The 13,923-nt window shown below is 68.2% G+C and carries 13 protein-coding genes and 1 pseudogene; 9 read left to right on the top strand and 5 right to left on the bottom strand.

Annotated features, from left to right (window positions below; translation table 11 throughout):
- Positions 1-224: 224 nt before the first annotated feature.
- The 4 genes and pseudogenes from RN729_RS12405 to RN729_RS12390 all read right to left on the bottom strand — a co-directional run.
- Positions 225-893 (bottom strand): annotated as a pseudogene (locus RN729_RS12405) (ABC transporter ATP-binding protein); the annotation flags it as partial.
- Positions 894-907: 14 nt separating this feature from the next.
- Positions 908-2,218: an efflux RND transporter periplasmic adaptor subunit gene (locus RN729_RS12400; protein WP_310785227.1), complete on the bottom strand. Its 1,311-nt coding sequence runs from the start codon at positions 2,216-2,218 to the stop codon at positions 908-910.
- Positions 2,219-2,342: 124 nt separating this feature from the next.
- Positions 2,343-3,086: a YIP1 family protein gene (locus tag RN729_RS12395; protein WP_310785225.1), complete on the bottom strand. Its 744-nt coding sequence runs from the start codon at positions 3,084-3,086 to the stop codon at positions 2,343-2,345.
- A 56-nt stretch (positions 3,087-3,142) separates the two neighbouring features.
- The gene (locus RN729_RS12390; protein WP_310785223.1) at positions 3,143-3,811 is read right to left on the bottom strand and encodes a hypothetical protein; all 669 of its coding nucleotides are present in this window, start codon (positions 3,809-3,811) and stop codon (positions 3,143-3,145) included.
- Positions 3,812-3,998: 187 nt separating this feature from the next.
- Here RN729_RS12390 and RN729_RS12385 point away from each other — a divergent pair, with 187 nt between their 5' ends.
- Complete coding sequence (locus tag RN729_RS12385; protein WP_310785220.1) at positions 3,999-5,534, top strand: YifB family Mg chelatase-like AAA ATPase; 1,536 nt, start codon at positions 3,999-4,001, stop codon at positions 5,532-5,534.
- 1,136 nt (positions 5,535-6,670) lie between these two features.
- On the opposite strand, the gene RN729_RS12380 is transcribed toward RN729_RS12385, so the two are convergent.
- Positions 6,671-7,324, bottom strand: coding sequence for an aminodeoxychorismate/anthranilate synthase component II (locus RN729_RS12380; RefSeq protein WP_310785218.1), 654 nt, complete (start codon positions 7,322-7,324; stop codon positions 6,671-6,673).
- Between RN729_RS12380 and thpR the strand changes: the two genes are divergently transcribed.
- The 8 genes from thpR (at position 7,323) to rpsB (ending at position 13,916) form a co-directional block, all read left to right on the top strand.
- Positions 7,323-7,937 (top strand): RNA 2',3'-cyclic phosphodiesterase, encoded by a 615-nt coding sequence (gene thpR, locus RN729_RS12375; RefSeq protein ID WP_310785216.1) that lies wholly within the window; start codon positions 7,323-7,325, stop codon positions 7,935-7,937. The genes RN729_RS12380 and thpR overlap by 2 nt on opposite strands.
- 39 nt (positions 7,938-7,976) lie before the next feature.
- Positions 7,977-8,624, top strand: a complete 648-nt coding sequence (locus RN729_RS12370; RefSeq protein WP_310785214.1) for a hypothetical protein — start codon at positions 7,977-7,979, stop codon at positions 8,622-8,624.
- Positions 8,625-8,643: 19 nt separating this feature from the next.
- Positions 8,644-10,134, top strand: a complete 1,491-nt coding sequence (locus tag RN729_RS12365; protein WP_310785212.1) for an aldehyde dehydrogenase family protein — start codon at positions 8,644-8,646, stop codon at positions 10,132-10,134.
- Between the two features lie 249 nt (positions 10,135-10,383).
- Entirely contained in the window at positions 10,384-11,064 is a 681-nt protein-coding gene (gene lepB / locus RN729_RS12360; RefSeq protein WP_310785210.1) for a signal peptidase I, read from the top strand.
- Between the two features lie 12 nt (positions 11,065-11,076).
- The gene (locus RN729_RS12355) at positions 11,077-11,847 is read left to right on the top strand and encodes a sigma-70 family RNA polymerase sigma factor (protein WP_310785208.1); all 771 of its coding nucleotides are present in this window, start codon (positions 11,077-11,079) and stop codon (positions 11,845-11,847) included.
- Positions 11,848-11,952: 105 nt separating this feature from the next.
- The gene (gene rplM / locus RN729_RS12350) at positions 11,953-12,390 is read left to right on the top strand and encodes a 50S ribosomal protein L13 (protein ID WP_310785206.1); all 438 of its coding nucleotides are present in this window, start codon (positions 11,953-11,955) and stop codon (positions 12,388-12,390) included.
- Between the two features lie 54 nt (positions 12,391-12,444).
- A complete protein-coding gene (rpsI, locus tag RN729_RS12345) occupies positions 12,445-12,840 on the top strand; it encodes a 30S ribosomal protein S9 (protein WP_310785204.1) in 396 nt (131 codons plus the stop codon).
- A gap of 23 nt (positions 12,841-12,863) precedes the next feature.
- Positions 12,864-13,916: a 30S ribosomal protein S2 gene (rpsB, locus tag RN729_RS12340; protein ID WP_310785202.1), complete on the top strand. Its 1,053-nt coding sequence runs from the start codon at positions 12,864-12,866 to the stop codon at positions 13,914-13,916.
- The last annotated feature ends 7 nt before the right edge of the window (positions 13,917-13,923 follow it).

Below are 13,923 nucleotides of genomic sequence, written 5' to 3'. Positions count from 1 at the left end.
GGCACCGGGTCCACCGGAGCGGCTGTCGGCGGCGGTGCCGGAGCAGGCTCCAGCGTCGGCGCTGGAGCGGCGTCGGCCTTCAGGGACGGTGCTTGAGCGCGCTCGGCCTCCGGGGACGTCTCGGGCTCGGTCTCGGCCTCCGGGCTCGCCGGCGGGTCCGCCGCGGCCGGAGCCGCCGTGGGCTGCTGGAGGCCGCGCGCGAGGTAGTAGTCCACCGACATCTGCGCCTCGACCTTGCCGTCGACGAGCGTGATCACGCGCTGGGAGCGGGCCGCGATGTCGTACTCGTGCGTGACCATGATGATGGTCTGGCCGTTCTCGTGGAGCGTGTCGAAGACATCCATGATCTCCTCGGAGGTCGAGGAGTCGAGGTTGCCTGTCGGCTCGTCCGCGAGGAGGATCGAGGGGTCGTTGACGAGCGCCCTCGCGATGGCCACGCGCTGGCGCTGACCGCCGGACAACTCGTTGGGCTTGTGGTCCATCCGGTCGGCCAACTGCACGATCTCGAGCGCGTGCGCCGCCCTCCGCTGCCGGTCCTTGCTCGACACCCCCGCGTAGATCAGCGGCAACTCCACGTTGTGCAGCGCCGTCGCCCGCGGCAGAAGGTTGAAGGTCTGGAACACGAAGCCGATCTCGCGGTTTCGAATCCGGGCCAGGTTGTCGTCGCTCAGGTCCTGGACCGCCTGCCCGTTGAGGACGTATTCCCCGCTCGTCGGGGAGTCGAGGCAGCCGATCATGTTCATGAGCGTCGATTTGCCCGAGCCCGAGGGTCCCATGATCGACACGTACTCGTTCCGGAGGATCTCGATGTCCACGCCGGCCAGCGCGTGCACCGTCTCCGTGCCCATCACGTAGTCCTTCCGGAGATCGCGCGTGACGATCATCGACGTCATCTGGCCGTTCGCGCTCATCGTCCGTCCTCCCCGTTGATCGCGGCGTCGCTTCCTTCGCTGCCGTCGCCGTTGACGGCGGCCCCGGGCCCCGGCCCGTCGATCTGGATCCGGCTCCCGTCGCCGAGTTCGCGGATCGCCTGGAACGAGCCGGAGACCACGGTCGTGCCGAGTTCGATCCCCGAGACGACCTCGAAGTAGTTCTCTCCGGCGATGCCGATCTCCACGGGCCGGAAGCGGACGATGTTCCCCTCCACGACGAAGACGCCCTCGATATCCCGCGCCGCGTCGGAGCCCGGAGCGCTCGGCAGATTCTCGTTCGGGATCTCCTCGTATTCGTCCGCATCCATCAGCGTCAGCGCCGTGATGGGGATGCTGGGCACTTGGTCGCGGGTGGCCGTGATCACGTCCGCTGTGGCGGACAGGTCCGGCCGGATCCCTTCGGGCGGCTCACGAAGCTCGATGCGCACCTCGAAGTCGATCGCCTGGGCCGAACCTCCGGACGTGGCGGGATTAAGGGGGACGATCGAGCTGTTGCCGATCTCGGTGACGGTCCCCACGAAACGCTGGTTGGGGAAGGCGTCGATCTCGACATACGCGGAGTCGCCGATGGTAATGTCGGGCACGTCCGTTTCGTCCACCTCGATCACGGCCTCCATGACGGACAGGTCCGCGACGGTGAGGAGCAGGCTTCCCGGATTGTTCATCGTCCCGACGATTGCGGTCTCGCCGCGCTCGACGTTGAGCCGCGTGATCCGGCCCGACATGGGCGCCCGGATCGTCGTCTTCCCTAGCCGGTCACGCTCCTGGTCGAGGTTTGCCTCCGCCTGCTGCACGGAATGTTCCGAAGCCTCGAAGAGCCGGTGCTGGACCTCGGCGTTTGTCACCGCCTGCTCAACCTCCGCCTCGGTCACGAAGTCGGTCCCTCGCGCCTGCAACGCCGTGAGACGATCCGCGTCCCGCTGCGCCTGCTCGTATGCCGCCCGCTGCTGGGCGAGGGTGGCCTGCGCCTGCGCCACCCCGGCCTCCGCCCGGTTGACCGCCGCGCGGAAGAGGGCCGGGTCGATCTGAAGCAGGAGGTCTCCCTCCTCCACGTCCTGCCCTTCCTCCACCGGGAGTTCGATGATCCGCCCGGCGACGTCGGTCGTGATGTCCACGTGCGTCTTGGGTTCTATATGGCCTGTCGCGGAGACGTCGTCGATGAGATCCCGCAGCCCTACGGCCTCTACGCGGACTTCGACGGCGCCACGCCCTTCCCGCTGCATGGCGAGGAATCCCATGGTCGCGAGAAGCCCAACCACGACGACCGCGATGATCGCTTTCTTCATCCTGTACAACGACCTTTATTTCGAGATTCGGCGGGCGGTCCGGGCGACTGCATGGCCCGCCCCCGGCTGTACGTCATCGATACGTCACGGGTACGTCGAGGCGACCTGCGCGGTTTCACCCCTGCTAGCCGGCCAGGCCGGCTAGCAGGCCCGCGAACACCGCGACCGCCGCCACGAAGATCAGGTAGAGTACGAGCAGATACGTCGTGCCCGCCGCCACGGACCGGCCCGGATAGAAGCGGCTCACCGCCACCCCCAGCACCCCGCAGGTCCAAACAGAGAAGACGTTGATTCCGTTTAGGAACCTGCCGATGAACCCCTCCATCTCGGGCAGGAAGAGACCGGGCGAGAGCGTCACGATCTCGGCCCCGACCGCCATCAGGCCGATGGAAACGAGCCCACCCGCCGTCCCGATGTACATCGCGTGCGCGGCGGCGCTCAGCAGCTGCTTGAAGCTGGCTTCGCCCCCCAGCATGACGTTGAACGCGATGAGGAGGAGTCCCGCGATGAGCGAGAGTACGAGGGGCGTCATGATGATCGTGCCCACGACGACGCCTACTCCCGGGGTTACGGCCGCGTCGACCTGCTGTTCCAGAACCTCGGGGTCGGCTCCCGCCGGTATGAAGTCCGCGATTCGGGCCTCCGCCGCCCTCCGCAATACCTCTTCGGGGACGATGACGGGCGTGAGGAACTGAAGCGCGATGCTCAGTCCGATCAGCGCCAGGGTGGCGCCCATCCAGGCCGGCCGCTGGCGGAGTGCATCGAACAGCGCCGCCGGCGAGACGAAGACCTGCACGATGCGCACGGGCAGGGAGGGGATCGCGTGCTCCTCCACGGATGCCTCGGACGATTCCGGAAGGTGTTCCATCTTCTTCTCCTCCGTTCTGTTCTGACCGTTCTGTTCTGACCCCTCGGTGGTCTGTCTCAGCCCCCGGCTGGGGCGCGCAGAGCCTCGCGTCCCTCGGAGTCCAGGACGCGGAGGAGCCGGTCTTCCGCGTCGAGCCACACCCGGTGCAGGGCGCCTTCCATGTCCACGTCGTACCGGGTCGCGTCCACCGACTCCTCGCCGAGCGAGACGCTCTCCCCCGTCCGCGCGGCGAGGCGAACGGTCACGGTCCGCCCGTCGAGGGGCAGGATCGCCGTCAACCGCCCGTCCGGCGCTTCTCTGAGCGCACGCACGAGCACGAGATAGTGATGAGCGACCCCCGGCTCGAGGATCGCGGCCGCATCCTGGACCGGGTACTGCTTCCAGCGCTCGCCCTCCGGCGTCGCGAAGTGGAAGCGGACCCGGTCGGGGAAGCGCTCCCCGCTCACGATAGCCGATACCCCTTCGCGAATCTCGTATTTCACCGGGAGCAGGTCCGGGTCCATCTGGAGCCGCACCAGCCATGCGGTCCGCTGCACCATCTCGACGCTCGCGGCGGCGTTCACCGTGGACCCGGTCCGCCAGACCCGGAAGCGCTCCGTCCCCACCCGGCGTCCGGCTTCGCGAAGATACAGGTGGCCCGCGTCCAGTTCCTGCGCGCTCAGCGGCGGGGGAGCCGGCAGTCCCGCGAGCAGCGCACTCAGCAGGAGCACGCCCGGCAGCCTCACCGCTCTCGGCGGTGACGCCCGGTCTTCCCGCGGACTGATGGCGCCGCCGCACGACGATCTCACGCTCTTCGCCAAACTGCCCTCGTTCCTGCGCTCGTTCCCGGCCTGTTTGAGAACCGGTTGAGACCGGCGCCGATCAATGACTCACGGTGAAGTTACAAGGCTGCGGGGAGGGGAGCGAAGAAGAATGGCAAAGTGGGTGGGGTCGGCCTCGGTGATGTCGGCGGCGGTGATGGGACTCGACGTGCGGCCGGTGAGCGTCGAGGTGTCGCTGATCCACGGGACGCCGCTGATGCAGATCGTCGGCCTCGCGCAGAGCGCCGTGCGCGAGGGCCGCGAGCGAATCCGGGCCGCCGCGGCCCAATTGGGCCTTCACGTTCCCGGGTTGCGCATCACGGTGAACCTGGCGCCGGCGGACCTTCCCAAGACCGGGGCCGCGCTGGATCTGCCGATCATGCTCGGGATCCTGTGCGCGAAGGGGGACCTCCCTCAGGACGCCCTCGACGGGACCCTGGCCGTGGGCGAACTCGGGCTCGACGGTTCGCTGCGCCCGATCCGGGGCGCCCTCCCGATCGCCCTTTTCGCGGCCGCGAACCCGCAGGTCGCGCGCCTCCTCCTGCCGGTCGCGAACCTGCGGGAGGCGTCGGCGGCGGAAGGAATCGCCGTGGGCGGCTCGGAGTCGCTGACCTACCTCCTCGCCGCGCTGAATGGCAAGGCCCGGTTGCGCGAACCCGCGGTGCTGCTATCCCCCGCCGCTCGGACCTCGGGTGACCCCGCGCCTGACGATCCCGGGTTCGACTTGTCGGCCGTGAAGGGGCAGCCGGTCGCCAAGCGGGCGCTGGAGATCGCGGCCGCCGGCGGGCACAACCTCCTTTTTTCGGGCTCCCCGGGTTCGGGCAAGACGAGCCTCGCCCGCTGCCTCCCCGGTCTCCTCCCCACTCTCGACGTAAGGGAGGCGGTGGACGTGACGGCGATCCACAGCATCGCCGGCCTCCTGGCCGACGGTTCCGGACTCAAGCGCGCCCGACCCTTCCGGGCGCCGCACCATTCCATCAGCGAGGCCGGGCTGATCGGGGGCGGGACCCGTCCGCGGCCGGGCGAGGCATCGCTTGCCCATCACGGCGTGCTCTTCCTCGACGAACTCCCGGAGTTCGGGCGCCGCACGCTGGAGGCGCTGCGCCAGCCGATCGAGGAAGGACAGGTGCGGATCGTCCGCGCGGCCGGATCGGCCAGCTTTCCCGCCGAGTTCACCCTCGTGGCGGCGATGAACCCCTGTCCGTGCGGCTTCCTGGGCGTGCCGGGCCGCTGCCGCTGTCTCGAGGAAACCGTGCTGCGCTACCGCCGCCGGGTCAGTGGACCGCTCCTCGACCGGATCGACATGCTCGTCGATGTCCCGGCCGTGCGCTGGGAGCAACTCGCGCAAGCGGCGTCCGGCGATACGAGCGCGGTCGTGCGGACCCGGGTGTCGAAGGCCCGGGCCCGCGCCGCCCGCCGTCACGGAACGATCAACGCGCGGATCCCGCCAGTCCGTCTCGAGGAGGCCTGCCGGATCGACCGCGGCGGCCGTTCGCTCCTGCGGAAAGCCGTGACGCATCTCGGCTTGACGGCCCGCGGCTACCACCGCGCGCTTCGCGTCGCCCGAACCATCGCAGACCTGGAGGGACGGGGCCGCGTATCCGAAGACCACGTCGCCGAAGCGATTCGTTTCCGCGGACCCTGCTAAGGTCACGGGCGCCATGGAGTTCGGAGCAGAGGCTCGTGGGATGGCGATCCTGTCTACGCTTCTAGGGAGCCGCTTTGGTTTTGTGACACCAGACTCTCCCTCACGCGACGCCGACCTTCCGAACGGAGCGACCCAATTGAAACGACTAATCCAATCCCCGCGATGAGTCGGTTTGCGTTGCGTCCTTCACAGCAGTGAAGGCACCGACCGCGCGCGGGAGTTTCTGGTCGGTGTGGTGCGGTCCGGTGTGTGCGCAAGACTGGACGATGATGGCGGCAACCGCTTGTTCCGCATGCGCCTATGCGTTCATCGCATGCCAGAGGAAGTTCTCGACGATTCTGTTTATGTCGCCGCACGTTTCATGCGGTCTCCATACGAAACTGCCTAGCCCGGTCGCGTGCTACCCACTAGACTCTCCGTGCTCGACGACGGGTTCACCCTCGATAGGAGGAAGTCCCCATGAAGCGGTTTGTCCCAATCGCGTTGGTTGTTGTCGCTGCGTTCTTCTTTCCCGCGCAATCGCCAGAAATTGCAGGCGTCACGCTACCGGTCGGCGCTGCGCCTGTATGCGCACAAGAGGAGGGCCTAACGGAGTGTATCGAGGCCCTTGAGAGCTGTGCCCTGTGCGCAGCTTTAGGCCTAGAATGCGTGACAGGAGACCTTGGGGCTTGCTGGGCTGCGGCTGGAGCTTGCCGCGATTGCGGACGCGACATAGGAGATTGCGTAAACTAGCATGACCCTTTCCCGATATCGCGCGGACGGTGGCTCAAGACTCTCCGTCCACGCGATGTCGGTCTTCTCCCCCGGCACATGATCCTGACCCAACGAAGAAGCCGTACAAAGGTCGTCGTTCCGGCATCAGCTCGCCGGACGCCGTCGCCGCCATCGGTTGGAATTGCTACGACAACCGTACCAATCGGAGATGCCGGTGTCGTCCATCGCGAACGGCTCAAACGCGGCAAACCTCGTCGGTCGGCGGGCAATCCGGTTACGTCAGATCGTGTCCGCAGCACCCATAGCGTGGCACCTGGGCCGGGGTACATGTAGGGGGGCAGCAACGTCGTCGCGAACGTCGCTGCCATGCCAATCAAGACACTTCGTCGTTGTGAGCCGATGATGAGTTGATGACGGGCCTGCTACCGCGAGTCCGCCGGGACCAGGGCGTCGGCCGGGAGCTCCGCGCAGAGGCCGGCTTCCACGGGCTCGGAAGCGGGAACCTCCCCCCTTCCGAGCGCGAGGAAGTTCCCGAGCAGGCGGCGTCCGCCCGCCGTCAGTACGGCTTCCGGATGGAACTGGACGCCCCACAGCGGCCGCGACTCGTGTTCGAGGGCCATGACTTCGCCCTCCTCCGTTCGGGCCGTGACCCGGAGGCCGTCCCCGGGTTCGCCGGGATCCACGATCAGCGAATGGTAGCGGGTGACCTCGAGCGGCGAGGGGAGGCCCGCGAACAGCCCGCTCCCTTCGTGCCGGATCGCCGACAGGCGACCGTGCATCGGACGCGCGGCCCGGGCGACGCGTCCGCCGGTCGCCGCGGCGATACACTGGTGTCCGAGACAAACGCCGAGAATCGGGATCTCCGCGCCCACCACCCGGATCACCTCGACGGAAGCGCCGGCTTCGGCGGGCGTGCAGGGACCGGGCGAGATGACGATGTGCGAGAAGCCTTCGTCCTCGAGGGTCCCCGGATCGACGTCATCGTTGCGCCGCACCCGCACGGTCTCCCCAAGTTCCTCGAGATACCGCGCGAGGTTGAAGGCGAACGAATCGTAGTTGTCGATGAGGAGGATCATGGCAGCCGCAGGATATGTCGCCCCCGACGCCCGGTCGAGGCTCTTCGTCGCCGTCCTCCTCCCCTCCGCGATCCGCGCGGAGCTGACGCGCGCGACCGCGGCCCTGCGGGCGCTGGAGGGGGTGCGGCCGGTGCGTGCGGAGCAAATGCACCTCACGCTGCGCTTCATCGGAGAGGTCGACCGCCGCCTCGAGGCGCCGCTTGCACGGGCGATCTCCGCGGCGACCGCGGAGCTGCCGCGCTTCCCGATCCGGCTGCGCGCCGCCGGCGTCTTCCCCTCCCACCGGCGTGCCCGCGTTCTGTGGGTCGGTGTCGAGGAGGCTCCGCCGCTCTCCGCGCTGCGGCGATCCGCGGAAGAGGCCGTGGTCGGCGTCGGCGTCGCCCCCGACCCGCGTCCCTTCCGCCCGCACGTAACGGTGGGACGAATCCGCCGCCCCCGACCACCCGTAGGTCTGGCGGGCGCCGTCGCGGGTGTCCGCTTCGAGGCCACGGTTGACGTCCGGTGCGTGTCACTGATGCGGAGCGAACTTCTCCCCCGCGGAGCACGGCACACCGAAGTCGCCGCCTGCCAGCTGGCGGGCGGCACCGATGACGTCCGGCGCGCACGACGCTAGCTTTTCCTCTTTACCCGATTCCGGTCGGAGGCGGTTGACATGGGATTCTTCCGGAAGCTCTTCACAGGCTTGGGTTTTCTCATTTTCCTCCTGATTCTGCTGCTCGCCGGCTGGATCTTCCGGGAGGACATCGAGGCGTGGCTCTCGAACGTCGGCGCGGATGAGATCGTCGTCGTCGAGTCCGCGCCCGAATTCGGCCCCGAGGCGGCCGCGGACGTGGACGCGGCGCTGCAGGAACTGGCGGGCGGCGGCGGGGCGGCCGAGACGCGGTTCACCGAGACGGAACTCCAGAGCTACGTTCGCTACGAGTTGACCCCCCGGCTGCCGGCGGGCGTCGGCGAGCCCGCCGTCGAACTGCGCGACTCGACCGTCGCCTTTTCCGTTGTGCTCGACTTCACGCAACTCCCGATCGCCGCGGACATGGCGGAGAGCCTGGCGACGATGCTCGGGGATTCCGCCCGGGTCGCCGGAGAGGTCCTCCCGCGGGTGGGGGAGAGCGGCGAGGGGGGGCTTCACGTCGTGAATCTCCAGGCGGGCGTCCTCCCGGTGCCCCCGATGATGCTCGGCATGGCCGCGCAGCAGCTGGGGTTGCGTGCGGACGGACGAACCGTGCTCTTCGACATCCCCGCGACCGTCGTCGACGTCCGGGTGGAAAACGAGGAGATCATCCTCCTGATGAATCGCTAACAGCGGAGTTCCTCCGGCAATGGCTGAGAAGTTCCTCAACTACGTCGCGGGCGAGTGGGTCGCGCCCGCCACCGGCGAGTACATCGAGAACCGGAATCCGGCGCGCACGTCGGACCTCATCGGCCTCTTTCCGGACACCGGCGCAGCGGAACTGGACGCGGCCGTGGCCTCCGCGCAGCGTGGCTTCGAGCGGTGGTCCAGGACGCCGGCCCCGGAGCGGGGTCTCGTGCTGAAAGCGGCGGGGGACCTCCTCACGCGGCACAAGGAGGATCTCGCGCGCACGGCCACGCGCGAGATGGGAAAGGTGCTCGACGAGACGCGCGGCGACGTCCAGGAGGCCATCGACACGGCCTACTACGCGGCGGTGGAAGGCCGGCGACTCTTCGGACGCACGGCGCCCTCCGAGCTGCGGAGCAAGTGGGCGATGTCGTTCCGGCGTCCGATCGGCGTGTTCGGGATCATCACCCCCTTCAATTTCCCGGTCGCGGTCCCGAGCTGGAAGATCTTCCCCGCGCTGCTCTGCGGGAACAGCATCATCTACAAGCCCTCGGAAGACGTGCCCCACAGCGCGCATCGGTTCGTGGAAATCCTGCTCGAGGCCGGCCTGCCGCCCGAGTGCGTGCAGTTGCTGCACGGCCGCGGCGAGACGATCGGCCGCGCCATTGTCGAACACCCCGGCATCCCCGGGCTCTCCTTCACCGGATCCACCGAGACGGGCAGCCGGATCGGCGAGGTCGCGGGGCGCCTGCACAAGCGCCTCTCCCTCGAGATGGGCGGCAAGAACGCACAGATCGTCATGTCGGACGCGGATCTCGACCTCGCCCTCGAGGGCGTGCTATGGGGCGCCTTCGGCACGACCGGGCAGCGCTGCACCGCGACGAGCCGGCTCCTCGTGCAGAACGAGGTCCACGACGAGTTCGTGGAGAAACTGTGCTACGAAGCGCGCTCCCTCCGCCTCGGCGACGGGCAGGAGGCCGGCGTCGACGTGGGTCCGCTCATCCACGAGGCGGCTCGCGAGAAGTGCGAGCGCTACATCGCGATCGCCCGCGAGGAGGGGGCGACCGTCGCGACGGGGGGCGGGCGGCCGGCGGAGAGCGGCCTCGCCGACGGCTGGTTCTTCGAGCCGACGGTTCTCGCGGGCGTCGAACGGGAACACCGGGCCGCGCGCGAGGAGATCTTCGGGCCGGTGCTCTCCGTGATCCGCTTCGACACGATCGACGAAGCCTTCGATATCAACAACGAAGTTCCATACGGGCTCTCGTCGTCGATCTACACGCGGGACGTGACCGCGTCCTTCCGCGCCGTGGAGGAACTCGACAACGGCATCACCTATGTGAACGCGCCCACCATCGGCGCGGAGGCGCACCTCCCCTTCGGCGGCGTCAAAAACACGGGCAACGGGCACCGTGAAGGGGGGTGGGAAGTCTACGAGTTCTACACGGAAACGAAGGTGGCGTACGTCGATTACAGCGGCACGCTGCAGCGCGCGCAGATCGATGTCGATTGGTGAGCCCGGGCGGTGAGACCGCGTTGAGGTTCCCCCGTACATCACAGAGTGCGGCCGGCCCGGATTCGGGACGTGAAACCGGACCGCGCACGGGACCGCCAATCACCGGCTTGTGGAACAGGGAAGGGTGGGATGGAGGAACGACCGACTGAGGGAATGGAAGAGGACGCCGAGGGGCGTCGGCGAGTCCGCAGGTTCCGGGCTCCCTCGATCCGGGCGCGGAGGGGACGCGACGCGTCCGTCGGCCGGTGGATGTGGGAATGGACGAAGTCCATCTTCGTCGCCCTCGTCCTGTTCCTCTTCATCCGGACCTTCGTCGTGGAGGCCTTCCAGATCCCGACCGCCTCGATGGAGAACACGCTTCTTATCGGCGACTTCCTCCTCGTCAACAAGATGGTGTACGGAGCCGAAATCCCCGGCACCGACCTCGAGCTTCCCGCCTTCGGTGAGCCCTCGCGCGGCGACGTCATCGTGTTCGCGCCGCCCGAGTCCGCCGAACAGCCCCCGCGCACGAACTACGTGAAGCGGATCGTCGGGATGCCGGGAGATACGCTGCGCATGCGGCGGGCGCGGCTCTTCGTGAACGGGGTTCCGTTCGAGGAGCCCTACGTGAAGGCCGCGTCGAACTTCCCCGACGCCCCGAGCCCGAAGTTCGCGTGGCAGCGCCGGTTCCTGACCGATGGCGCGCGCCGCTCCGGGGCGGTGACGACGCGAAACAACTGGGGTCCTCTCGTGGTGCCCGGAGACAGCTACTTCGTCATGGGCGACAACCGGTCGAACTCCGAAGACTCCCGCTACTGGGGCTTCGTGCCCAGGGATGCGATCCGGGGGACGCCCTTCCTGGTGTACTATTCGTACGCTCGCGAGCCGAGGGGCCCCTGGTCCTGGCTCACCGAGATCCGCTGGGGCCGGATTCTGCGCGGCGTCGACTGAGTTCGACCCGGAATGGTCCGCATCTTCGAACGCTACCTGACGGACATCGGTCGCGAGACCCTGCTCGACGCGGAAGCCGAAGTGGAACTGGCGCGGCGAAGTCGGGCCGGCGACCAGGCGGCGCGGGTACGGCTCGTCAGTGCGAATCTCCGCTTCGTCGTGTCGGTCGCGCGCGGCTACCGGGGCCGCGGGGTTCCGCTGGCCGACCTCGTGAACGAGGGGAATCTGGGACTCGTGCGCGCCGCCGACCGGTTCGACCCGGAGCGCGGCGTCCGTTTCATCAGCTACGCGCATTACTGGGTGCGGCGGGCCATGACGCAGGCCATCGCCGACTACGGCGATCATCGGCCGCGCGGCGAACCCGCCCCGCACCGCTTTTCTCTCGACGAGATGGCCCCCGGGGGCACCTGCACCTTCGAGGAACTGCTGGCAGACGAACAGGCGCCCGAGCCCGGAGCCGGACTGATTCGGGAGCGGCTGCAGGACGCCATCGAGGCGAGTCTGGCCGACCTCCCGCCGCTCGAATCGGAGGTCGTGCGCCGATACTTCGGTCTGGGCTTCGAGCGGCCGCAGACGCCAGCCGAGATCTCGGCTGCCCTCGACGTGTCCCGGGAGCGGACGCGCCAACTCAAGGAGCGCGGCCTTTCGCGGCTGCGCGCGGGCGCCGAGCGGTCCGGGCTCGTTCGCCATGTCGGCGACGGCGCGCCCCGGGCCGGAAACGTCCCGCGTCGGGACGCGTCGCCCTCTCGTCCCGTCCGAAGATGCGCCTCCACCCGCGATTGACCCGCGATTGACTTCATGCGAAGCGCTGAATAGCTTCACGGGCTATCATTTTCACGCGCTCGGCATCCGTCCCGCCGGGCGGTTTTTTTGAGGTGGGCAGAACGAATGAAGACGTACTCGGTGAAGGCGGGGGAGATTGAACGGGACTGGTACGTGGTCGACGCCGCGGATCAGGTTCTCGGCCGGCTCGCGACGAGGATCGCGACCGTCCTTCGCGGAAAGCACAAGCCGATCTACAGCACGCACCTCGACACCGGCGACTACGTCGTCGTGGTCAACGCGGAGCGTGTCCGGCTGACCGGGAACAAGGCGGATCAGAAGGAATACTTCCGGCATTCCGGCTACATGGGCGGAGAGCGCTTCATCCCCTTCCGGCGCATGCTCGATCGGCACCCCGACCGGGTGATCAAGCTGGCCGTGAAGGGCATGCTGCCGAAGAACACGCTCGGGCGGCAGATGCTCGGAAAGTTGAGAGTGTACGCGGGGCCGGAGCATCCTCACGCGCCTCAGCGCCCCCGCCCCTTCGACGCGATCGCGGAATAGCGGCAGCGCGCACAGGGACGACAGAGCGCACACGGACTGCCAGGGAGACGAGAGTTGGCGGAAACGGAACAGGTCCAGTCGGTCGGACGCCGGAAGAAGTCGGTGTCCCGCATCACGATGAAGCGTGGCGTGGGCGTCGTGAACGTGAATGGCCGGCCGTTCGAGGAGTATTTCACGATCCCGCGACACCGTTCGGTCGTCGCGGCGCCCCTCGACGTCACCGGGACGCGAGCGTCGTACGACATCGCCGTCCGGGTCCGCGGGGGGGGCATCACCGGCCAGGCGGAGGCCACGCGCCTGGGCATCGCGCGCGCCCTCCTCGCGATGGATGAGGACCGCCGGCGCACGTTGCGGTCCCACGGCATGCTGACCCGCGATCCCCGCATCGTCGAGCGGAAAAAGCCGGGTCGTCCCAAGGCGCGCAAGCGCTTCCAGTTCTCCAAACGATAGCGGGAAGGCGGAAAGCCGAGCGCATGGGCGTCGAGTTGCAGGACCTCCTGAAGGCGGGCGTACACTTCGGACACCAGACACACCGCTGGAATCCGAAGATGCGGAAGTACATCTTCGCCGAGTGCGGCGGGATCTACCTCATCGATCTCAAGAAGACGCAGCGGGAGCTCGAACGGGCTCACGAACTCGTGCGCGAGACGATCGTCGGGGGCAAGTCCGTGCTCTTCGTCTGCACGAAGCCCCAACTCGCCCGCGTCGTGCGGGGAGAGGCCGAGCGGTGCGGTTCCTTCTACGTCACGGAACGCTGGCTCGGCGGGATGCTCACCAACTTCCAGACGATCAAGAAGAACATCGCACGCCTGAAGGAACTCGAGCGCGGCGTCGAGGAGGGGGCGTTCGAGTTCTATACGAAGAAGGAACGGCTGCTCCTTGAGCGGGAGCGCCAGAAGCTCGACCGTTATCTGTCGGGCATCAAGGAGATGTCACGGCTTCCGGGGCTCGTGTTCGTGGTGGATTCGACCCGCGAGGACATCGCGGTGCGCGAGGCGAACCGCCTCGGCATCCCGGTCGTCGCGATCGCGGACACGAATGCGGATCCCGATCTCCTCACGATCGCCATCGCGGGCAACGATGACGCGATTCGCTCCGTCTCCCTGATCACCTGCTCGGTCGCGGATGTCGTGGAAGCGGCGCGTCGCGAGATTCCGGAGGCGGGACGGGAAGAGGCCGAGTCGCAGGCGTACACGTATTCGAGCGACGCCGGAGGGGTCGCCGACGCCGCCGGCAGTTCGCGCCGCCGGAGGCCGAGGCGAAAGCCACGCCCGGAGGTCATCGCGCAGCGGCTGCACCATCCGGCCGTGATAGAGAGTGCGGACGAGGGAGCCGAGCCGGCCGAGAGCGATGCGAAGGCCGAAGCGGCCGACAAGTCGGAGCCCGAAGCGGCCGACAGACCGGAGCCCGCGGCGGCCGACAAGCCGGAGCCCGCGGTGGCCGACAACCCGGAGCCCGCGGCGGACGCCGGATCGGAGGGCGCCGAAGCGGCAGTTGTCGGAGAGGTGGAGTCAGAAGAGAAGTGACCACAAG

Origin of the sequence: Candidatus Palauibacter polyketidifaciens (assembly GCF_947581785.1) — a bacterium.
Taxonomy (GTDB): Bacteria; Gemmatimonadota; Gemmatimonadetes; order Palauibacterales; family Palauibacteraceae; genus Palauibacter; species Palauibacter polyketidifaciens.
Note: the sequence above shows the minus strand (reverse complement) of the source record. Positions and strands in the feature narration are given on the sequence as shown.

Coding starts and splice junctions, on each gene's coding strand:
- RN729_RS12400 (WP_310785227.1), bottom strand. CDS start 2,218: ATGAAGAAAGCGATCATCGCGGTCGTCGTGGTTGGGCTTCTCGCGACC.
- RN729_RS12395 (WP_310785225.1), bottom strand. CDS start 3,086: ATGGAACACCTTCCGGAATCGTCCGAGGCATCCGTGGAGGAGCACGCG.
- RN729_RS12385 (WP_310785220.1), top strand. CDS start 3,999: ATGGCAAAGTGGGTGGGGTCGGCCTCGGTGATGTCGGCGGCGGTGATG.
- thpR (WP_310785216.1), top strand. CDS start 7,323: ATGGCAGCCGCAGGATATGTCGCCCCCGACGCCCGGTCGAGGCTCTTC.
- RN729_RS12380 (WP_310785218.1), bottom strand. CDS start 7,324: ATGATCCTCCTCATCGACAACTACGATTCGTTCGCCTTCAACCTCGCG.
- RN729_RS12370 (WP_310785214.1), top strand. CDS start 7,977: ATGGGATTCTTCCGGAAGCTCTTCACAGGCTTGGGTTTTCTCATTTTC.
- RN729_RS12365 (WP_310785212.1), top strand. CDS start 8,644: ATGGCTGAGAAGTTCCTCAACTACGTCGCGGGCGAGTGGGTCGCGCCC.
- lepB (WP_310785210.1), top strand. CDS start 10,384: ATGTGGGAATGGACGAAGTCCATCTTCGTCGCCCTCGTCCTGTTCCTC.
- RN729_RS12355 (WP_310785208.1), top strand. CDS start 11,077: ATGGTCCGCATCTTCGAACGCTACCTGACGGACATCGGTCGCGAGACC.
- rplM (WP_310785206.1), top strand. CDS start 11,953: ATGAAGACGTACTCGGTGAAGGCGGGGGAGATTGAACGGGACTGGTAC.
- rpsB (WP_310785202.1), top strand. CDS start 12,864: ATGGGCGTCGAGTTGCAGGACCTCCTGAAGGCGGGCGTACACTTCGGA.